This window comes from Polynucleobacter brandtiae, from assembly GCF_002797575.1.
Lineage (GTDB): Bacteria > Pseudomonadota > Gammaproteobacteria > Burkholderiales > Burkholderiaceae > Polynucleobacter > Polynucleobacter brandtiae.
The window spans coordinates 344,277-364,981 of the sequence record NZ_PGTX01000002.1 but is presented as its reverse complement, the minus strand read 5'-3'; the positions used below and the strand labels follow the sequence as shown (position 1 = coordinate 364,981).

22 protein-coding genes and 1 tRNA gene are annotated in these 20,705 nt (G+C 45.6%); 18 read left to right on the top strand and 5 right to left on the bottom strand.

Annotation, left to right across the window (positions count from 1 at the left end):
* The first annotated feature begins 1 nt into the window (after position 1).
* From B0G85_RS05980 to priA, 17 genes are all read left to right on the top strand, one after another.
* A complete protein-coding gene (locus tag B0G85_RS05980; protein WP_100379518.1) occupies positions 2-922 on the top strand; it encodes a branched-chain amino acid ABC transporter permease in 921 nt (306 codons plus the stop codon).
* A gap of 1 nt (position 923) precedes the next feature.
* Positions 924-1,853, top strand: a complete 930-nt coding sequence (locus B0G85_RS05975) for a branched-chain amino acid ABC transporter permease (RefSeq protein WP_100379517.1) — start codon at positions 924-926, stop codon at positions 1,851-1,853.
* A 184-nt stretch (positions 1,854-2,037) separates the two neighbouring features.
* Positions 2,038-3,963 (top strand): tRNA uridine-5-carboxymethylaminomethyl(34) synthesis enzyme MnmG, encoded by a 1,926-nt coding sequence (gene mnmG, locus B0G85_RS05970; protein ID WP_100379516.1) that lies wholly within the window; start codon positions 2,038-2,040, stop codon positions 3,961-3,963.
* On the top strand, positions 3,956-4,621 hold the full coding sequence (gene rsmG / locus B0G85_RS05965) for a 16S rRNA (guanine(527)-N(7))-methyltransferase RsmG (RefSeq protein ID WP_100379515.1): 666 nt from the start codon (positions 3,956-3,958) through the stop codon (positions 4,619-4,621). The genes mnmG and rsmG overlap by 8 nt, the downstream gene beginning before the upstream one ends.
* Before the next feature lie 6 nt (positions 4,622-4,627).
* On the top strand, positions 4,628-5,398 hold the full coding sequence (locus B0G85_RS05960) for a ParA family protein (RefSeq protein WP_100379514.1): 771 nt from the start codon (positions 4,628-4,630) through the stop codon (positions 5,396-5,398).
* A gap of 23 nt (positions 5,399-5,421) precedes the next feature.
* On the top strand, positions 5,422-6,312 hold the full coding sequence (locus tag B0G85_RS05955) for a ParB/RepB/Spo0J family partition protein (RefSeq protein WP_100379513.1): 891 nt from the start codon (positions 5,422-5,424) through the stop codon (positions 6,310-6,312).
* 67 nt (positions 6,313-6,379) lie between these two features.
* Positions 6,380-6,880 (top strand): ATP synthase subunit I, encoded by a 501-nt coding sequence (locus tag B0G85_RS05950; protein WP_100379512.1) that lies wholly within the window; start codon positions 6,380-6,382, stop codon positions 6,878-6,880.
* A 33-nt stretch (positions 6,881-6,913) separates the two neighbouring features.
* Complete coding sequence (gene atpB / locus B0G85_RS05945) at positions 6,914-7,789, top strand: F0F1 ATP synthase subunit A (RefSeq protein WP_100379511.1); 876 nt, start codon at positions 6,914-6,916, stop codon at positions 7,787-7,789.
* A 46-nt stretch (positions 7,790-7,835) separates the two neighbouring features.
* Complete coding sequence (atpE, locus tag B0G85_RS05940; RefSeq protein ID WP_100379510.1) at positions 7,836-8,102, top strand: F0F1 ATP synthase subunit C; 267 nt, start codon at positions 7,836-7,838, stop codon at positions 8,100-8,102.
* Positions 8,103-8,165: 63 nt separating this feature from the next.
* Entirely contained in the window at positions 8,166-8,636 is a 471-nt protein-coding gene (locus B0G85_RS05935) for a F0F1 ATP synthase subunit B (protein WP_100379509.1), read from the top strand.
* Between the two features lies 1 nt (position 8,637).
* The gene (locus B0G85_RS05930; RefSeq protein WP_100379508.1) at positions 8,638-9,174 is read left to right on the top strand and encodes a F0F1 ATP synthase subunit delta; all 537 of its coding nucleotides are present in this window, start codon (positions 8,638-8,640) and stop codon (positions 9,172-9,174) included.
* A gap of 44 nt (positions 9,175-9,218) precedes the next feature.
* Positions 9,219-10,760: a F0F1 ATP synthase subunit alpha gene (atpA, locus tag B0G85_RS05925; protein ID WP_100379507.1), complete on the top strand. Its 1,542-nt coding sequence runs from the start codon at positions 9,219-9,221 to the stop codon at positions 10,758-10,760.
* A 17-nt stretch (positions 10,761-10,777) separates the two neighbouring features.
* Entirely contained in the window at positions 10,778-11,647 is an 870-nt protein-coding gene (gene atpG, locus B0G85_RS05920) for a F0F1 ATP synthase subunit gamma (protein WP_100379506.1), read from the top strand.
* A gap of 57 nt (positions 11,648-11,704) precedes the next feature.
* On the top strand, positions 11,705-13,105 hold the full coding sequence (gene atpD, locus B0G85_RS05915) for a F0F1 ATP synthase subunit beta (protein WP_100379505.1): 1,401 nt from the start codon (positions 11,705-11,707) through the stop codon (positions 13,103-13,105).
* Positions 13,106-13,126: 21 nt separating this feature from the next.
* Complete coding sequence (locus B0G85_RS05910) at positions 13,127-13,543, top strand: F0F1 ATP synthase subunit epsilon (RefSeq protein WP_100379504.1); 417 nt, start codon at positions 13,127-13,129, stop codon at positions 13,541-13,543.
* Between the two features lie 14 nt (positions 13,544-13,557).
* Positions 13,558-14,670, top strand: coding sequence for a uroporphyrinogen decarboxylase (gene hemE, locus B0G85_RS05905; protein ID WP_100379503.1), 1,113 nt, complete (start codon positions 13,558-13,560; stop codon positions 14,668-14,670).
* Between the two features lie 212 nt (positions 14,671-14,882).
* Positions 14,883-17,063, top strand: coding sequence for a replication restart helicase PriA (priA, locus tag B0G85_RS05900; protein WP_232725959.1), 2,181 nt, complete (start codon positions 14,883-14,885; stop codon positions 17,061-17,063).
* Here priA and gcvH read toward each other — a convergent pair.
* The 4 genes from gcvH to B0G85_RS05885 form a co-directional block, all read right to left on the bottom strand.
* A complete protein-coding gene (gcvH, locus tag B0G85_RS05895) occupies positions 17,060-17,452 on the bottom strand; it encodes a glycine cleavage system protein GcvH (RefSeq protein ID WP_100379501.1) in 393 nt (130 codons plus the stop codon). The two genes, priA and gcvH, sit on opposite strands and share 4 nt — an antisense overlap.
* Before the next feature lie 84 nt (positions 17,453-17,536).
* Positions 17,537-17,722: a hypothetical protein gene (locus B0G85_RS10265; RefSeq protein ID WP_129560400.1), complete on the bottom strand. Its 186-nt coding sequence runs from the start codon at positions 17,720-17,722 to the stop codon at positions 17,537-17,539.
* Positions 17,723-17,763: 41 nt separating this feature from the next.
* Positions 17,764-18,798 carry a fatty acid desaturase gene (locus B0G85_RS05890; protein WP_232725967.1) on the bottom strand — a complete coding sequence of 345 codons (1,035 nt, stop codon included), beginning with the start codon at positions 18,796-18,798 and terminating at the stop codon, positions 17,764-17,766.
* Positions 18,799-18,986: 188 nt separating this feature from the next.
* A tRNA-Arg gene (locus tag B0G85_RS05885) sits at positions 18,987-19,062 on the bottom strand.
* A 106-nt stretch (positions 19,063-19,168) separates the two neighbouring features.
* On the opposite strand from B0G85_RS05885, the gene B0G85_RS05880 reads away from it, so the two are divergent.
* Positions 19,169-19,660 (top strand): c-type cytochrome, encoded by a 492-nt coding sequence (locus B0G85_RS05880; protein ID WP_100379499.1) that lies wholly within the window; start codon positions 19,169-19,171, stop codon positions 19,658-19,660.
* A gap of 46 nt (positions 19,661-19,706) precedes the next feature.
* Here the strand turns inward: B0G85_RS05880 and rsmI are convergent, their stop codons facing one another.
* Positions 19,707-20,612, bottom strand: a complete 906-nt coding sequence (gene rsmI / locus B0G85_RS05875) for a 16S rRNA (cytidine(1402)-2'-O)-methyltransferase (protein WP_100379498.1) — start codon at positions 20,610-20,612, stop codon at positions 19,707-19,709.
* Positions 20,613-20,705 lie beyond the last annotated feature (93 nt).

Below are 20,705 nucleotides of genomic sequence, written 5' to 3'. Positions count from 1 at the left end.
TATGTTTGAAATTTTAGGAATTACCCCCCAAGGGCTGGCTGCTCAGCTCTTGGTGGGGCTTATCAATGGATCGTTCTATGCGATCCTAAGTTTGGGCTTAGCTATTATTTTTGGCCTTCTCAACATCATTAATTTTTCTCATGGTGCTCAGTACACTATGGGTGCTTTTATTGCTTGGATTGGGTTAACTCAAGTTGGGCAATGGTTTGGCTTCCCTGATTTTTCAATTAATTATTGGTTTGCTCTAATTCTTGTTCCTTTGGTGATGGCGGGGTTTGGTTTAATTCTAGAGCGCACCATGTTGCGACGCCTTTATCATTTAGACCATTTATATGGGCTGCTGCTCACTTTTGGTTTGGCGCTCATCATTGAGGGAATGTTCCGGCACTGGTATGGTATTTCGGGTGAGAGTTATTCCGCACCAGAAATTTTGCAAGGGGCAATCCCACTAGAAGCCATCGGCATTATCTTGCCCAAATATCGCCTCTGGGTAGTAGTCGCGTCTTTAACAGTTTGCTTTTCTTCTTGGTATGTTATTGAGAGAACAAAGCTGGGTGCCTATCTTCGTGCAGGTACAGAAAACCCAAAACTACTTCAAGCTTTTGGTATTAATGTGCCACTAATGATTTCGTTGGCTTATGCATACGGTGTTGGCCTTGCAGGTTTTGCTGGTGTTCTGGCCGCCCCTATTTTTCAAGTAAACCCATTAATGGGTTCTAATTTAATTATTGTTGTTTTTGCTGTCGTTGTTATTGGTGGTATGGGCTCCATCATGGGCTCGATCTTGACGGGTCTCGCTTTGGGTCTAATAGAGGGGCTCACTAAAGTCTTTTATCCTCAAGCATCCGGCGTTATTATTTTTGTGATCATGGCGATTGTTTTATTAATTCGCCCTGCCGGTCTTTTTGGGCGGGAAAAATAAAATGAGTTTAAATGTTAAGTGGGTCTATGCTGTTTTGGTTTTGTTGTCTTTGATTTTCCCCTTTCAAGAATTTATTTATTTAGTATTTGCGATGAAGGTGTTGTGCTTCGCCCTTTTTGCTTGCGCGTTTAATTTGCTATTGGGCTTTACAGGGCTTCTTTCTTTTGGGCATGCAGCCTTCTTTGGAACTTCTGCTTACATTACCGCCTATTTATGTAAAGAGATTGGCCTATCCCCTGAGCTTGCCATTCTCTTAGGCGTTCTGAGTTCTGCAGTGTTGGGCTTTTTAATTGGTTCGCTAGCTATTCGTCGCCAAGGTATTTATTTTGCGATGGTGACTTTGGCCCTTTCTCAAATGGTATATTTTTTAGCAGTACAACTTCCCTTTACTGGTGGTGAAGACGGTATTCAGGGTGTACCCCGCGGCATGCTGTTTGGTTTTATTGATCTTAAAAATGATGTCACGATGTATTACTTTGTATTGGCCGTTTTCTTGGGCGGCTTTGCTTTGATCTTGCGCACGGTGCATTCACCTTTTGGGCAGGTGCTTAAGGCTATTCGAGAGAATGAGCCGCGCGCTATTTCTCTTGGCTACAACGTTGATCGTTTTAAGTTGATTTCGTTTGTGCTTTCTGCCGCGCTTGCTGGTCTGGCTGGATCGTTGAAGACCCTAGTTTTTCAGTTGGCGACACTGACAGATGTCCATTGGCATATGTCGGGCGAAGTAGTACTAATGACGCTTTTGGGTGGCGTGGGAACTATTCTTGGCCCAGTATTGGGCGCCAGCATTGTTGTTGGGTTGCAAAATTATCTAGCCAACATAGGCTCTTGGAGCACTATTGCTACTGGCTTTATCTTTGTTGTCTGTGTTTTGGCGTTTCGACGTGGTGTCGTTGGTGAGATTGCGCATTTCTTCAAAAGCAAAAGCTAGCCCTACCCTTTCTAGGCCGTTTTTGTTTTGGGGTGGATTTACGGTATTAATTTCAATAATTATAAATATTTAATTAAATCAATAACTTGCGTTATTTATCACCACAATATTGACATTAAAGTAGTCAATTGTTTCACGTGAAACCCACAAAATGCTATGATCATCGCCCTATCTAAGGCAATTCATGCGCTATTTAAAAAATTTCGATGTCATTGTGGTTGGTGGCGGTCACGCTGGGACTGAGGCCGCACTTGCTTCTGCGCGCATGGGCTGCGATACCTTATTGATTACCCATAGTATTGAAAGTTTGGGTGCTATGAGCTGTAACCCCTCCATTGGAGGTATTGGCAAAGGTCACCTAGTTAAAGAGATTGATGCGATGGGTGGTGCCATGGCTGCAGCAACAGATGAAGCTGGAATTCAATTTCGAATTTTAAATTCAAGTAAGGGGCCTGCGGTACGCGCAACTCGTGCTCAGGCTGATCGTGTTCTGTATAAGGCAGCTATTCGGCATCGCCTTGAGAACCAGGAAAATCTCACCCTTTTTCAGGCTGCTGTTGATGATTTGGTCGTTAAGGGCTATGAGGTTCAGGGTGTTATTACTCAGATGGGTTTGGAGTTCACCGCCAAGAAGGTGGTACTTACTGCCGGGACATTTCTGAATGGAAAAATCCACGTAGGACTAAATAACTATGCTGGGGGAAGGGCGGGCGATCCCGCGGCCGTTTCTTTATCTGATCGTCTAAAAGAGTTAAAGCTTCCGCAGGGAAGATTAAAAACAGGCACCCCACCCCGAATTGATGGCCGGACCATTGATTTTTCTGTCATGCTGGAGCAACCTGGCGACTTAGATCCCGTGCCAGTGTTTTCCTACCTGGGTCGTCCCGAGCAGCACCCTAAGCAGGTTCCTTGTTGGATTTCTCATACAAATGAACAAACGCATGACATCATTCGTGGTGGCCTAGACCGATCTCCAATGTATACCGGCGTGATTGAGGGGGTTGGGCCCCGTTACTGCCCTTCTATCGAAGATAAAATCCACCGCTTCGCCTCTAGAAACAGCCATCAAATATTTCTGGAGCCTGAGGGCCTTACAACTAATGAGTTTTATCCCAATGGTATCTCTACGAGCCTTCCCTTCGATGTTCAGTGGGATTTGGTGCGCAGTATTCGAGGGTTGGAGGCCGCCGTAATTGTGCGACCTGGTTATGCCATTGAGTATGATTTTTTTGATCCCCGTCACTTGCGCCATAGTCTGGAGACTAGGGCTATTGGCGGACTTTATTTTGCTGGCCAGATTAACGGTACAACAGGCTATGAAGAGGCGGCTGCTCAGGGTATGCTTGCCGGCATTAACGCGGGCTTGGCGGCTCAAGGTAAAGAGCCTTGGGTGCCTAAGCGAAGTGAGTCTTATATTGGTGTTTTAGTTGATGATCTGATTACTATGGGGGTCCAAGAGCCCTATCGCATGTTTACTAGCCGCGCTGAATACCGGCTAAGCTTGCGGGAAGATAATGCCGATTTGCGTCTAACAACCACAGGGCATGATTTTGGCTTGGTTGATGAGCACCGCTGGAGAACCTTCTGTAGAAAGCAGGACGGTGTTTCACGTGAAACATCGCGCCTGCAAGACATTTGGGTGGGCCCAAAACACCATGCAGCAAAGGCGCTCTCACAGCTTTTAGGTCAAGACCTATCCCATGAGTGCAGTTTGGCTGAAATCTTACGTCGACCAGGCCTCACTTACGACGCGATTACTGGGTTAGAAAACGGCTTGTGGTCTGTGGGCAGCCTGGATGACGATTTAGGTTTAGCGAGTCAAATTAGTGATCAAGTTGAAATATCGATTAAATATCAAGGATATATAGATCGACAAACGGCAGAAATTGCACGTCAAGCCTATAACGAATCCTTTCCCTTGCCCGAGTCTTTAGACTATACCGAGGTTGTCGGCCTATCCAAAGAGGTTCAGCAAAAGCTTAATCTCCATAAGCCAGAAACCTTGGGTCAGGCCGGTAGAATTTCTGGGGTCACTCCTGCCGCCCTTTCCTTATTGCTGGTCTATCTCAAAAAAGGCTTGGGGCGCGCTCAGGAGGAAATTCATGAGTAGCGAATTAATGGCTTTAGGCATTGAAAATATAGGGCTCGATTTAAGCTCCTCAAATATTGCGGATCTAGACTTATTTTTGCAGGAAATGGGCCGCTGGAATCGGGTACATAACTTAACGGCAATTGAGGGGGCTGAAGAGTCAGTTCGATTGCATCTCATTGATTCTATTACAGTTTTACCAGTCATGCGTCAGTTTTTGACGGCCGCAAACCCCAAAATCGCTGATCTTGGCTCGGGCGGAGGTTTGCCTGCAATTCCAATAGCCATTGTGCAGCCAACTTGGCATTTAACGCTGATTGAAGCAGTTCGCAAGAAAACCGCTTTTTTGCAACATGTTCGAGGAAGGTTGGCCCTAAAAAATATCGAGGTGCTGAGTGAGCGCGTTGAGGCGGTAGCGCAATCTAGACCCAGACAATTTGATGCTGTTATTTCTAGGGCATTTACCAATCTCAATCATTTTTTAGACTTATCTTTGCCTTTATTGAAGCCTGGCGGCTTGGTGTTTGCTATGAAAGCAAAGCGTGCGGACGAAGAGTTGCTGGAGGTTTCCATGAGTAACTGGACATTGTTGGCTGATGAGGCTTTACATATTCCGCTTTTAGCGGTGGAACGACGCCTACTGGTGTTGTCCCCTGCAATAACCCCTTCCACTCTTTAAGAAAAAATGGCGAAAATATTCTGTATTGCAAACCAAAAAGGGGGGGTCGGTAAAACGACCACCGCTGTTAACTTGGCCGCTGGATTAGCGGGCCATCAGCAGCGCGTTCTATTGGTGGACTTGGATCCACAAGGCAATGCAACGATGGGCTCAGGCATTGAAAAAGCAGATTTAAAAAACACGGTTTATCAGGTGCTAATCGGGCTCTCTTCAGTCAAGGCAAGCGCGCTGCGATGTGAAAGTGCGGGCTATGATGTTTTGCCAGCAAATCGTGATTTAGCGGGCGCTGAAATAGAGTTAGTAGATTTTGATGACCGCGAAGGTTGTTTGAAAGCAGCGCTCTCTGAAGTGGCCAATGATTATGATTTTATTTTGATTGATTGCCCGCCCGCTCTTTCTTTGTTAACGCTAAATGGATTATGTGCGGCCAATGGTGTGATTGTGCCAATGCAGTGCGAGTACTTTGCGCTTGAAGGTTTGTCGGACTTAGTAAACACGATTAAACAGGTACATGCCAACCTCAATCCTGATTTAGTCATCATTGGTCTTTTGCGCGTGATGTTTGATTCTCGGATGACATTGCAGCAACAGGTATCAGATCAACTGCTGGAGCACTTTGGCGATAAGGTATTTAAAACTATTATTCCTCGCAATGTACGCCTGGCAGAAGCCCCGTCCTATGGGCTCCCTGGGGTGGTTTTCGATAAAGCATCACGAGGCGCTAAATCCTATTTGGATTTTGGCGCTGAAATGATCGAACGTATTAAGCAAATGTAAAGCCAGGGACAGGTAAAAATATTATGGTTGCAATTAAGAAAAAAGGTTTGGGTCGCGGGCTCGATGCATTATTAGGTAACAAGGCGCCTAAAGACGCTGTTGCTCAAATTAATTGTCTGCCATTAACGGCATTACAAGCCGGAAAATATCAACCACGTCAAAAAATGGAATTGAGCGCCCTTCAGGAGCTGGCGGAAAGTATTCGTGAGCGAGGTGTAATGCAGCCGCTGTTGGTTCGTTTGGTTTCTCCAGGGAAATATGAAATTATTGCGGGCGAGCGACGCTTTCGGGCTGCAACTTTAGCTGGATTAAAAGAGGTTCCTGTGCTGGTTTCCGGTGCAGACGATCAAGCTGCTGCTGCAATGGCTTTGGTCGAAAATATGCAGCGAGAGGATTTAAATCCGCTGGAAGAATCTCAAGGATTGGCGCGCCTAATTGAAGAGTTTGGGTTTACCCATGAGCAGGCCGCCAAAGCAGTTGGAAAGTCTCGCAGTGCCATTACAAACTTATTACGCTTAAGTCAGTTAGCAAAGCCGGTTCAGGCAATGCTTTTGGCGGGCGCTATTGACATGGGGCACGCACGCGCATTGCTTCCCTTGCCTGGAGCCAGCCAAGTTGCTTTGGCGCAAAGAATTGCTGCCCAAGGCTTATCAGTTCGTGAGGCCGAAAGAATGTCTACAGCCTTGGCTTTAGCAGGGGGTCAAATTGGTGATAAAAAGACAAAAATAAAGTCAGGCGATAGCAGTACACCCAGCAGCGACCCTGATATGCGTAGTTTGACGCAAGAGATTGCCGATTTAATCGGTTTGAGTGTGGATTTTAAGTTTAAGGGCCAAGGGGGTGAGCTCAGAATTCGCTTTAGCCAATTTGATGAGCTGGACTCTTTGCTAAAAAAGCTAGGTATTCAAGCGTAAATGCCCCTCAAATGACCTTAAAACAATTGACCAATTGCAGGGCGCACCTTAAACTCACGGAGCTAAATTGATTCCTCAAAAAAATCAATTTTCTGAGGCAAACGATTGGGAAAAGCCCGAAGAAGAGGTTTATCGGGTTTTAAGCAAGGCAGAGATGGCGGAGCTTCAAAAAAGCAACGCCATAAAGTATCCCTCCCTGTCGCCTTGGAAAATTTTGCTTGCACAGATAGTGCTCACCATGCTTAGCATGGTGATTTGGTCATTTTTTGGGGAGCCGAGAGGGATAAGCGTTTATACTCAGTCGGCCTTTTTAGGTGGTTTAACTAGCGCGTTGCCTTCTGCTTTATTTTTATTGAGGCTTGAAGCGGCAAAAAAGACGCAACAGTTAAATCCAGGTAAATTTTTAGCAGCATTAGTTTCCGGCGAATTTATTAAAATCGTCGCTACGCTAATGATGTTTTTGGGAGTTGCGGTCTTAATTCCGGGTGTTATGTGGGTCCCTCTGTTGGTGACTTATGTGCTTGCCCTCAAATGTGTGTGGCTGGCGTGGTTTTGGCGCCAAAAGTAATAAACAAGATTGAACCAAAGGACTAGTTAAGAGATGTCTAGCGAAGTAAACACAGCCCATGCGGCAGCAGAAAAAATGACGCCAACAGCGTACATTTCTGAGCACCTACAAAACCTTACGAATTCGGGTGGTCCACAAACCTCGATCGTTGATTTCAGCATCATCAATTTAGACACTATTTTCTGGGCCTCGTTGATGGGCTTGCTCGCGGTTTTTATTCTGTTGATTGCGGCTCGCCGTGCTACACCAGGTGTTCCTGGTCGCTTCCAATGTTTTGTAGAAATGATTGTGGAGATGGTTGATACGCAAGCGAAAAGCATTGTGCACGGGGATCGCTCCTTTATTGCTCCTTTGGCCCTGTTCGTTTTCTTTTGGATTATTTTGCTCAACACCTTGGATTTGATTCCAGTGGATTGGGTATTGGGCGTTAACCACTTCATCGAGAGTTTTGGCGTACACGTGCCCCATCACAGACTGGTCCCTACGACCGACCTGAACGCTACGATGGGTATGTCGATGTCAGTGCTGCTATTGGTTTTCTTCTACAGCTTTAAGGTCAAGGGCTTTGGCGGATTCTTGCATGAACTCATCTCAGCCCCATTTGGTGCTGAGTGGTATTTAGCCCCATTTAATGTTGCTTTAAACATCATTGAGTACCTCGCAAAGGGAGTTTCACTTGGAATGCGACTATTTGGCAACATGTATGCCGGAGAGTTGGTTTTCTTATTAATCGCCCTGCTTGGTAGTGTTTGGACCTTTAATTTAGATTTATCCTTGTTCGGATTGGTGGGCCACGTTATTGCTGGATCAGCTTGGGCCATCTTCCACATTTTGGTGATTTTGTTGCAAGCCTTCATTTTTATGATGTTGACCTTGGTCTACATCGGGCAAGCACATAGTCACCACTAAGATTTTTTATTTTTAACTTATCTCTTTAACTTCAGGAGTCAGCAACATGCAACAATTTCTAGCAAACATTCAGGGTTTCACAGCAATCGCCATTGGCATGATTATCGGCCTAGGCGCTATCGGTGCTTGTTTGGGCATTGCATTGATGGGCGGTAAATACATCGAAGCATGTGCGCGTCAACCAGAATTGATGGAGCCGCTCCAAACAAAAATGTTCCTTTTGGCTGGCTTGATTGATGCCGCGTTTTTGATCGGTGTTGGTGTTGCAATGTTATTTGCCTTCGCAAACCCACTCCTCGCAGTTATTAAGTAATTGTTTTGGCGTGGATGACCATTTGGTCGTCCAACCGTTCACTACAATACTGAAAGGAATATCGTGAATCTGAACGCGACCCTATTCGCGCAAATGATCGTTTTCTTTGTCTTATGGTGGGTTGTTGCACGCTTTGTGTGGCCACCGCTAGTTAAGGCATTAGATGAGCGTTCATCCAAAATTGCCGATGGTTTGGCTGCTGCTGAGCGTGGTAAAGAAGCGCTTGCATCTGCTAACAATGCAGCCGAACAAGAATTAACAAAGGCACGCCAAGAAGGTGTGCAGCGCGTTGCTGAAGCTGAAAAACGTGCACAAATGTCCGCAGAAGAAATTCGGGCGAATGCACAAGCCGAAGCTGCTCGTATTATTTCTCAAGCTAAACAAGACGCTGATCAACAGGCTACTAAAGCCCGTGAGGTGTTGCGTGCCGAAGTGGCATTTCTAGCCGTTAAAGGCGCCGAGCAAATTTTGCGTCGTGAAGTGGACGCAAAGACACACGGTGCTTTGCTTGATCAACTGAAGACAGAGCTCTGATATGGCCGATTTAGCAACGATTGCACGCCCCTACGCTGAAGCGATTTTTCAAAGCGCTAAGCCTGCTGATTTTGCTAGCTTCATAGACCAGCTAAATGAGTTGGCCCAGTTAGCTGCGCTACCAGAAGTTGCTGGCCTATCAAATAATCCAAAAGTTTCTGCGACTGATCTAGGTAAGCTTCTTTCTGGCATGATGAAGACGAAATTAGACAGCCAGGTTGCTAGCTTTTTGAGTTTAGTAATTCAAAGCCATCGCTTATCAGCCATGCCCGAAATTGCGAGTCAATTTGAAGGCATGAAAAATAAAAGCGAAGGCGCCGCAGAGGTAATGATTACTAGCGCTTTTCCCTTAGAGGGATCTGCGTTAATTGATTTGTTGTCAAGTTTGAAGAAGCGCTTTGGGGGCAAAGAATTGCGTCCAACTATTCAAGTTGACCCAGCTTTGATTGGTGGTGTTCGCATTCAAGTTGGCGATGAGGTAATGGATAGTTCTGTAAAAGCACAATTAGCTCAAATGCAAATAAGTCTTGGCGCATAAATATCCCTATTAAGAACATACGAAATAAGACCCAGGAGTAAGTAATGCAACTCAATCCTTCCGAAATCAGTGAACTGATTAAAAGCCGAATTAGCGAAATGGGCATTGACTCCCAAGTTCGTAACGAGGGTACTGTTATTTCAGTAACCGATGGTATCTGCCGTGTACATGGCTTATCTGGCGTGATGCAGGGTGAAATGTTGGAGTTCCCTAACAACACGATCGGCCTTGCTCTGAACCTTGAGCGTGATTCAGTTGGCGCGGTAGTGTTAGGTGAATACACCCATATTAAAGAAGGCGATCCAGTAAAGTGTACGGGCCGCATTTTAGAGGTGCCGGTTGGCCCAGAGCTTCTTGGCCGAGTGGTAAACGCACTTGGGCAGCCAATTGATGGCAAGGGCCCAATCAACACGAAGTTAACAGACTTTATTGAAAAAGTGGCGCCAGGAGTTATTGCGCGTCAATCTGTTAGCCAGCCACTACAAACAGGCCTGAAGGCTATCGATGCGATGGTTCCCGTCGGCCGCGGTCAGCGCGAGTTGATCATTGGCGATCGTCAAACAGGTAAAACAGCGGTTGCAGTAGATGCGATCATTAACCAAAAAGGTAAAGGCGTATATTGCGTTTACGTTGCGATCGGTCAAAAAGCCTCCACTATTGCAAACGTAGTCCGCAAGCTGACTGAGTTGGGCGCGATGGAGTACACCGTTGTTGTTGCGGCGAGTGCCTCTGAATCAGCGGCCATGCAATATCTTTCAGCCTATGCTGGCTGCACCATGGGCGAATACTTCCGTGATCGCGGTGAAGATGCGTTGATTGTTTATGACGACCTTACAAAACAAGCTGTTGCCTACCGCCAAATTTCTTTGCTACTACGTCGTCCACCAGGTCGCGAAGCCTATCCTGGCGATGTGTTTTATCTTCACTCACGTTTGCTGGAGCGCGCTGCTCGTGTAAGCGCAGATTATGTAGAGAAGTTTACTAATGGCACAGTTAAAGGTAAAACAGGCTCATTGACTGCATTGCCTATTATTGAGACTCAAGCAGGTGACGTTTCTGCATTCGTTCCAACCAACGTGATCTCCATTACCGATGGCCAGATCTTCCTAGAAACCGATTTGTTTAACGCAGGCGTACGCCCTGCGATCAATGCGGGTATTTCAGTTTCTCGTGTTGGCGGAGCAGCTCAAACTAAGGTGATCAAGAAATTGTCCGGCGGTATTCGTACCGACTTAGCGCAGTATCGTGAATTAGCCGCCTTTGCGCAGTTTGCTTCCGATCTTGATGAGGCAACACGCAAGCAATTAGAGCGCGGTCGTCGCGTTACTGAATTGTGTAAGCAAGCCCAATACAAGCCTTTGCAGGTTTGGGAAATGGCCGCTTCACTTTACGCGGTTAATAATGGCTTCTTTGATGACCTCGAAGTAAAGCATGTGCTCGCATTTGAAAAAGGTCTTCAAGATCATTTGAAATCAAAATACGCAGATTTAGTTGCGCGTATTGAAGAGACTAAAGATCTGAACAAAGATGACGAAGCTGCCTTACGTGCTGCGATCGAGGACTACAAGCGTTCAGCCTCTTTCTAAGAGGATCCGCATAAATCATGGCAAGTACAAAAGAAATACGATCTAAGATCAAGAGCGTACAAAATACGCGCAAGATCACGAAGGCAATGGAAATGGTCGCCGCATCCAAGATGCGTCGCGCTCAGGAGCGCATGCGAAATGCGCGCCCGTACGCTGAAAAAATTCGTGAAATTGTCGCCAATCTCTCTAAAGCAAATCCAGAGTTTCGTCCTGCTTATATGGCGACTCGTGAGATTAAGAAAGTTGGCACGATTCTAGTTACAACAGACAAGGGCTTGTGCGGCGGTCTAAATACCAACGTACTGCGTTTGATTGCAAATCAAGTACGCGACTTTCAAGAGCAAAAGATTGAAATCTCCTATACGGCGATTGGCTCAAAAGGACTGCAATTTTTGAATCGCTCTAAAGCAAAGCTACTATCCCAAATTATTCAGATTGGCGACACGCCACATATGGATGTATTGATTGGGGCAATTATCGCGCAATTAGAGGCATTCGAACGCGGCGAGATTGACGCTGTCTATTTGGCGTATACCCGCTTTGTTAATGCGATGAAACAAGAGCCCGTTTTGGAAAAGTTATTGCCCTTAGAGCCGGCTGCCTTAACTCCGGAGGAAAAGGCAGGAAACTCTTGGGACTATATCTATGAGCCTGATGCCGAATCTATTTTGAATGGCTTGTTAAAGCGTTATGTTGAAGCAATGATTTATCAAGCGGTTACCGAAAATATGGCCTCTGAACAATCTGCAAGGATGGTTTCGATGAAGGCTGCTTCGGATAATGCAAAGAATGTGATTGGTGAGTTGCAGTTGGAATACAACAAGACACGACAAGCGGCTATTACTAAAGAGCTGTCAGAGATTGTTGGTGGAGCGGCTGCTGTTTAAGCGGTCAGCGTTTAGGAATACGAAAAGAATTTACAGAATTAAAAGCGGAGAAATGCGATGAGCAACGGAAATATTGTGCAATGTATCGGTCCAGTGGTGGATATTCAATTCCCACGTGACAAAATGCCAAACATTTATGATGCATTGACACTAGTTGAAAGTGGTGAAAAATCATTTGCTGAAAAAGGCTTAACCTTTGAAGTTCAGCAGCAGATCGGCGATGGTGTAGTACGCGCTATTGCCATGGGAGCAAGCGATGGATTGCGTCGTGGCATGGAAGTCAAATCTACCGGCGGGCCAATTTCTGTTCCTGTTGGGCCGGCTACATTAGGCCGCATTATGGATGTTCTTGGCCGACCAATTGATGATGCGGGCCCAATTGCTACCGATGTACGCCGCTCCATTCATCAACCAGCACCAAAGTTTGATGAACTGTCGCCGTCGGTTGATTTGCTCGAAACGGGTATTAAAGTTATCGACCTGGTTTGCCCATTTGCTAAAGGCGGTAAGGTTGGCTTGTTCGGTGGTGCTGGTGTTGGTAAAACCGTCAACATGATGGAGTTAATTAACAACATCGCCAAACAGCATTCCGGCCTATCTGTGTTTGCGGGCGTGGGTGAGCGTACCCGCGAAGGAAATGACTTTTATCATGAGATGAAAGAGTCGAACGTTATTGATAAAGTAGCGATGGTTTTCGGTCAGATGAATGAGCCACCTGGTAACCGTTTACGTGTTGCGTTAACTGGCTTGACAATGGCTGAAGCATTCCGTGATGAAGGTCGCGATATTTTGTTTTTCGTTGATAACATTTACCGCTTTACTCTTGCTGGTACTGAAGTTTCTGCGCTGTTAGGTCGTATGCCTTCCGCAGTGGGTTATCAGCCAACTTTGGCAGAAGAAATGGGTAAATTGCAAGAGCGCATTACTTCCACCAAGACTGGCTCTGTTACTTCGATTCAGGCCGTGTATGTTCCTGCGGATGACTTGACCGACCCATCACCAGCAACAACCTTCTTGCATTTAGATTCTACGGTGGTACTTTCACGTGATATCGCTGCTCTGGGTATCTATCCAGCAGTTGATCCACTGGACTCAACGAGTCGCCAGCTTGACCCACAAGTAGTTGGCCAAGAGCATTACGATGTTGCTCGTGAAGTGCAGATGACTTTACAGCGCTACAAAGAGTTGCGCGATATTATTGCAATTTTAGGCATGGATGAGTTGTCCCCAGAAGATAAGCTGGCCGTGTCACGCGCTCGTAAGATTCAGCGTTTCTTGTCACAGCCTTTCCACGTTGCTGAGGTATTTACAGGTTCACCAGGTAAATACGTTTCATTAAAAGAGACCATTCGTGGTTTCAAAATGATTTGTAGTGGTGAATTGGATCACTTGCCAGAGCAAGCGTTCTACATGGTGGGTTCAATTGATGAAGCCATCGAGAAAGCTAAGAAGCTTTAATCGAACTCATCTAGGGAAATCATGTCTACCATACGCGTTGATGTTGTGAGTGCTGAGCAGTCTATTTTCAGTGGCGAAGCCAAATTTGTAGCGCTTCCCGGTGAAAATGGCGAGCTCGGTATCTTGCGTGGCCACACCCCTTTAATTACTCGTATTCGCCCTGGCTCAGTACGCATTGAAAAAGCAGACGGTGATGAGGAGTTTGTATTTGTTGCGGGCGGCTATTTAGAAGTACAGCCTGATCACGTTACAGTTTTAGCCGATACCGCTATTCGTGGCCATGATCTAGACGAAGCAAAAGCGATTGAAGCGAAGAAGCGCGCAGAAGAAGCAATGCAGAATCGTGGAACAGACTTTGATTTAGCTTTGGCCCAGTCAGAGTTTGCGATGGCAGCAGCACAGTTGGCGGCGCTTGCGCGTTTTCGGCGTAAAAAATAAAAACCGGCCATCCTTTGCTGTTAAATGATCGGTTTTTAAGGGCCTGCTTAGGCGAAGCGGTTGACCAAACCCCGCTTTGGCTCATGCGTCAAGCGGGGCGCTATCTTCCAGAATATAACGCCACACGTGCAAGAGCTGGCAGCTTTCTTGGCCTTGCAAAAAACCCAGCCTATGCAACTGAAGTAACATTGCAACCACTGGATCGCTACCCACTAGATGCAGCAATTTTATTCTCTGATATTTTGACCATTCCCGATGCAATGGGTTTGGGTCTGAAATTTACAGCAGGTGAAGGCCCAAGTTTTGATAAGCCACTTCGCACAGAAGAAGCAGTAAAGAAATTACGAGTTGCCGATATGGACCAACTCAGATATGTTTTTGATGCAGTTTCAGAGATTCGAAAAGCGCTCATACAAGATGGGAAGCAGCGGGTTCCTTTAATAGGCTTTTCAGGAAGCCCTTGGACTTTAGCTTGTTACATGATTGATGGATCGGGATCTGATGATTTCCGCCATGCAAAAACAATGATGTTCAGCCGTCCCGATTTGCTAAACCATATTTTAGAGATCAACATACAGTCAGTTGCGGCCTATTTACATGAACAGGTTAAAGCAGGCGCTCAAGCATTAATGATTTTTGATACTTGGGGAGGCTTGTTGCCAGATGGCTGGTACCAGCGCATGTCATTGTCTTCAATGCAAAGAGTGATTGAGTTGTTACCGCGTGAATATGAGGGTAAAAAAATACCCGTCATTATGTTTACAAAGGGTGGCGGCATCTGGTTGAATGACATTGCACAAGCGGGTGCCGATGTAATTGCAATAGACTGGACAATGCCGTTAAGCCGAGCCCGGAAGCAGTTACTAGAAATCAACAAGCCCTTAGCCTTGCAGGGCAATTTAGATCCACTAATTCTATTTTCTGACCCCAGTCAGATTGAAGCGGCAACTTCAGCCTTGCTTGATGATTTAGCAAAGGCGCCCCCACTTAAGTCCGGACTACATCCACTTGATGGACATATTTTTAACCTGGGACATGGTATTAATCAATTTACTCCGCCAGAAAGTGTAAGCGCCCTATCTGCAGCGGTAATTTCAAAGTCAAAAGCACTCAGAGCCGTCGAATAATTCAAAGTAAATGCTAACTTAGGCCCAATTTTGGGAAAAGTTATGCACATATTAGTGCAGACATATAAATACAGTGAGATTGGAAGCAAGTTTCAATAGCTACATTTAATAAATCTTATAAGTACTTGATTAATATAGTTATTAATGAAAATACTGAATTATGATTTCAAAATCAATTGCTATAGAATAAATAACAGAAAACCAAATTTTGTATGATATCCACAGACTTATCCACAAGCAAAGGCGGCAATCTAGGGCAAATGATGCTTAAGCCTATTGTGGTTCAAGTGGTATTCGATAAGCCTTTGGCCCAAGGATTTGACTATCTCTGGGATGCTGAAAAAATAGGCAAATTACCAGAAATAGGTAATTTAGTAGAAGTGCCACTTGCTAGGTCAAAGAGTGTTGGGCTTGTTATAAAAGTAAGCGATCACTCCGATTTTGATATTAAAAAGCTTAAATCAGTAAATTATTTAGCGCCGTTACCGGCGTTAGACCCCTCTATGTTGCGCCTAATCAATTTTGCCAGCCAGTACTACGTCCACTCGCTAGGAGAAACGATCTTGCCGACCATTCCACAAATGTGGAAAAAGTCAGATGAATGGGGTCAAATCCTTCAAAAAATAGAAGTTGCAGAAAAAAAGAAAGCCAAAAATAAAGCCCTTGTTACGGAAGGCTTAATTACAAAAGACCGGTTAAACCCTAATCAAAAAGAAGCCCTTGATGCACTAATTGCAAATAAGGAAAAAGCCGGCGGCTTTAGAGCAATCTTGTTGCAAGGACAAACAGGTAGCGGCAAAACAGCAGTATTTCTCAATTGGCTTGCTGATATTTTAGAAGACGAAAGTGCGCAAGTGCTTTTGCTGGTGCCAGAAATAAACTTAACCCCACAGCTGGAAAGAAGGGTTAACGCATATTTTCCAGAAAAAAAGATGGTGGTGTTACACAGCGGCATTAGCGAAAAAAAGAGGGGCATTGCATGGTACGAGGCAATGACAGGAAAGGCCAAAATTATTTTAGGAACGAGATTGGCCGCTTTAACCTCCCTCCCCTATCTCAGTGCAATTGTAGTAGACGAGGAACATGATGCCTCTTACAAGCAGCAGGATGGAATAAGGTACTCTGCTAGGGACTTAGCAATATGGAGGGCGCATGATCTGGGCATTCCAATTTTATTGTCTTCCGCAACGCCATCACTAGAAACGTGGATGGCCGCACAGTCAGGTCGATATGAAAATATAAGACTAGATCAGCGCGCGCAGGGAGCGGCCTTACCTAAAGTACATTTAATCAATACGCGTGACCCACAAAATCAATATAGCCCTGGTGACGTTGGCGCACCCAAACAGAAAAGCTTAATAACTAAAACATTAGCGCTAGCAATTACAAAAAATCTAGAGGCAAAAAAACAAAGTTTAATACTGATTAATCGACGTGGCTTTGCACCGGTGCTCAGTTGCAATGCATGCAATTGGCTATCAAAGTGTACGCAGTGTTCGACTTATACCGTCATGCATAAGGCAGGATCTATTGGAAACAAAGCACTATTAAATTGTCATCATTGTGGATTAGTCAAAAGTATTCCTAGTTTTTGCCCAGACTGTGGCAACGCTGATCTTAAAACACTGGGGCATGGAACGCAAAAACTAGAAGATGCTATTGAAGAAATGTGGCCCAATGCAAGTGTATTAAGAGTGGATATAGATTCAAGTAGAAAGAGCAAGGGAGCAGAAGCGCTTTTTCAAAAAATACATGAGGGCCATGTCGATATTATCGTTGGCACGCAAATGATCGCAAAAGGCCATGACTACCAGAACATAGGGCTGGTAGCGGTACTGGACGCCGATAGCCGTTTATATTCTGCTGACTTTAGAGCGGCGGAACGATTATTTGCGCAATTGGTACAAGTAGCTGGGCGCGCTGGAAGAGCAGGTACAGATGGGGAGGACGGTGGCGCTATTTATATTGAAACACAATATCCAGAGTCGCCCGTTTATCAATACTTATTACATCATGACGTTGATGGTTTTTTAGCGTTTACTGCGAATGAAAGAGAAGAGGCTAAACTACCGCCCTGCTCTTATCAAGCCTTGATTCATGCCGAGGGAAAAAGCTTAGAGAAGGCAATTCAATTTTTAAATGAGCTAAAGCAGTTTTTAAGGGCGCGTGGTGTTATTACAAAAGAATTGAAGATTTATGATCCCGTTCCTAAGCCCATCATGCGGGTTGCCGGATCTGAGCGAGCCCAATTGGTAATTGAGTCTATGAATCGCAAAACATTACAAGAGGCTCTTGAAGTCATTGATCAACATTTGCGTCACAATTCTCAAGGACGTATTAGTAAGACATCAAGAGTGCGCTGGTTAATTGAGCGCGACCCGATTGCTATTTAGTTCCCAGCATTAGCGCTGTATTGATCCAAGTTCATTAGGGAGCTCAATTCTTTATCAAGGGTCTGGGAAGAATGAGGTTTGATTTTAAAAAGCCACATTGCATACGGGCTTTGATTGACTGATTCTGGGGATGAATCCATGTCGGCGTTAAGGGCAACAATCTCCCCGCTAATCGGCGCATGAATATCACTCGCTGCCTTTACCGATTCGATGACTGCTATTGCTTCGCCTTGCTTTACCTGTTGACCAATTGTGGGCGCCTGAAAAAACATAACGTCACCAAGCGCCTCTTGGGCATGGTGACTTATTCCAACCCAAATTAAATCATCTGCTTCCGCACTGGCCCACTCATGGGTTTGTGCAAACTTAAATGTATCTTGAGTGTTCATGAGTTAACCTATTGCGAACAAAAGAAGAACTCCATGGCAGGATGGAGCGCATGACGCTAACTACGACAAATCCAAAAGTGGTAGTTAGGTTTTTGCAGAGCCGGTGCGATGGGTGCGATTGTACAAACAACTGGCACAAATCCAGCGTTGCTTACGATTGCTGGTTGGTATCCAGGTGCCGCCTTCCAGACGCTTCTCTCGACTGCAAGATGAGCAAAATTTCAGGCTCTGAGAGGTGTCTTGAGTGGCGGCTGGAGTAGATGTAGTCATGGGCAATCCGGGTAATCCAAATCTTTTACAGGAGACCTATTTTACCCGTTTTGTACTGACGGAGCTGGACTTAAAACAACCCTGACAGATTCGGCCATCTTATTGCCATCAAAATCAAGCCAAGCTTTGTTTTCAAAGTCATATAGTTTGCATTTGCGGGCAGTATCAAAATACCAAGCCCAGGAAAACTTTTGAATAAAAATACGCTCCGGAAGGATAGTTTCAAGCGTATTTTGTGCTTCTGGTAACCGATACAGGGGAACACTCATGTCTACATGATGTGCAGTATGCTCCATGATGTGGTGCATCAGTTTGCCCCAGATCCAGTTAAAAGTAAGGTGGACGGTGGTGGAAACAAAGGGCTGGGCACGTAACCACTCTGATTTCTTGTCATACCAGGATACATTTGGGTGGGTATGGTGAACATACACCACAAAACCAATCATGCCATTCCAAAACAAGAAAGGCAGTGCAAAGCCAGCAAGTAAGCCAGTTAATACTGATTGGTCTGTAGCTAGGGCGCCAACAATCAGGCAGGCAATCCAAATAATGGCAAATGCGGTAACGAGTAGGTTGTCCTTCAGAAAAATTGGGCGATTACCGGGTTTATTTTGTGCGTTAGGAAAGTACTCCCGTCTCCACCAAATTTCAATGAGGTAATAAAAGACAGGTCCCCAGCCGCTTCGATATAAGCGCTCTAGACTTTTACGCCAAGCAGGTAAGGCGTCAAATTCAGATTTGGACAATGGGGCCCAAACAAAGTCAAAGCCCTTTAGATTGGTTTGGCCGTGGTGAACCACATTATGGCCTACGTCCCATAGGCTATATGGTGTTAGGGATGGCAAGAAAGCAATACGACCTAGCACTTTGTTTAGTTCGCGGTGGGGCGTGAAGCTTTGATGGCACGCATCGTGGCCCAATATAAAGATGCGTCCAGTTACAAAACCAGCCACGATACCAAAAACAATTTTGAGCAAAATACTTTCTACAAAAATGGTTCCAGCAATACAGCCAAGCCACAAGACGGCATCGGTCACCAGTAATAGCAGTGCCTTCGCTGTTTCGCCCTGTGCCATAGGAATTAACCAGCTACGAATAATTTTTCGGTGCGGTAATGGTAGCTCGGGGGCCAATGGATTGAGTATGGATGGCTCAGAAAGGGTAGTATTTAAGTGTGTGGACATGATTAGAATCAATAAGTTAGACAGAAATGATAGCCTTATTCATAACTTCTCGCATGACGTGAGTCAAAAACCCCTCACATTGGTGCGCCCGGCAGGAATCGAACCTGCGACCCTTGGCTTCGGAGGCCAATACTCTATCCACTGAGCTACGGGCGCTTATTGAGAAAAACGCATGCTCGCACATTGTAAGTGCCTATAGGGCTGAGCTCTCGTTATAATCTGTCGAAATCTACTTTAAACCCGTTAAATAATAAAAAGTCCTATGAGCGAAGAGCACGGAAATCTAATTAAGACCCCTAAACAGTTAATCATCATGGTGTTTGCGTGCTTTTTTGTGCCGCTAATCATCATTTTATTATTGTTAGTCTATGTCAACAGTGGAAAGCGGGCCGATACCGAGGCTTCGGCGGAGCAGCTGATTAAGCCGGTGGCTCAGCTGAACTTTAAAGACGCTAGTGCGCCACGGGAAATGCAAACAGGCGAACAGGTTTACAAAGCGGTCTGTTCCTCCTGTCACGCGACTGGCGCGGCTGGAGCCCCTAAATTCGGCGATACCAGCGCTTGGGCTGCACGCCTAGGCAAGGGTTACGATGTGCTGCTTACTTCGGTGATTAAAGGCAAGGGCGCAATGCCCGCCCGCGGTGGTGCAAATCCGGCAGATATAAGCGACTATGAGCTGGGTCGTGCAGTTGTTTATATGGCTAATGCGGCCGGTGGAAAACTAGTAGAGCCTAAGGCCCCTGCTGAGAAATAAACTTCAGTAAAAATGAAACAAAAAAGCTGGCTTAACGCCAGCTTTTTTACTTTTCAGGATTTTGCTCTTTCGCAGCCAATGCAACCTGATAGGCTTCTTTCTTGCTCATTCCCAGTACCTGTGCAAGTACGGCCGCGATTTCTTTGCTCGCTAAATAGGGGCTGAGGGCATTTGCCCATAATAGTAGGCTTGCATGTTCTGGGGCCTCGCTCCCATTGGCTTGACGCCCCGCTACTAAAATAATGAATTCCCCCCGAAGACTTTCTGCTTCTTTAAGCCATTGCGCAATGTCTGCGGCTTTTAGGGAAACTAGCTGTTCAAATTTTTTAGTAAGCTCTCGGCCGACTACTATTTGGCGATCGGGCTCTAGTTGCTTGCCCAGTAATGCAAGGGTTGCTTGAATGTGATGGGGCGACTCAAAAAAGATAGTAGTTTTGGAGCTCGTTTGGAGCTCCTGAATAAAAACATCTCGTTCCTTTGCCTTATTTGGCCAAAAGCCCAGAAACTGAAAGCGCCCCTCGGATGGCAGCATAACCGTACCACTTGCAGAAATGGCAGTAGAAATGGCGCTGGCACCCGGCACGGGAATAATTCGAAAGCCTGCTTTTTGAACTGCATTTACAAGTCTTGCCCCAGGATCTGATATTCCTGGAGTCCCCGCATCTGATATGTAGGCCCATCGCTCATTTTGGGAAAGACGCTCAATGATGGTCTGTGCCCCCGTAATTTCGTTATGTTCGTGTAGTGCTAGGCATTTTTTATGGATACCGAAATACTGCAATAGCGGCCCACTGTGGCGGGTATCTTCGCAGGCAATACCATCTACTGAATTCAGGATGTGTAGTGCCCTCAAAGTGATGTCTCCCATGTTTCCAATCGGAGTGGCAACCATGTATAGGGCGCCGCTTGGCATATCTTGCTGTTTTAAAAAATCGAGGTTACTTAAATCCATGAAGGGAATCTTCTGCTTAGGGGGGTATGAATAAGTAAGAGAATACGTCCCTTTTCAATTCGATAGTCAGCAAGTGAATTTAGCTTCCTTTTG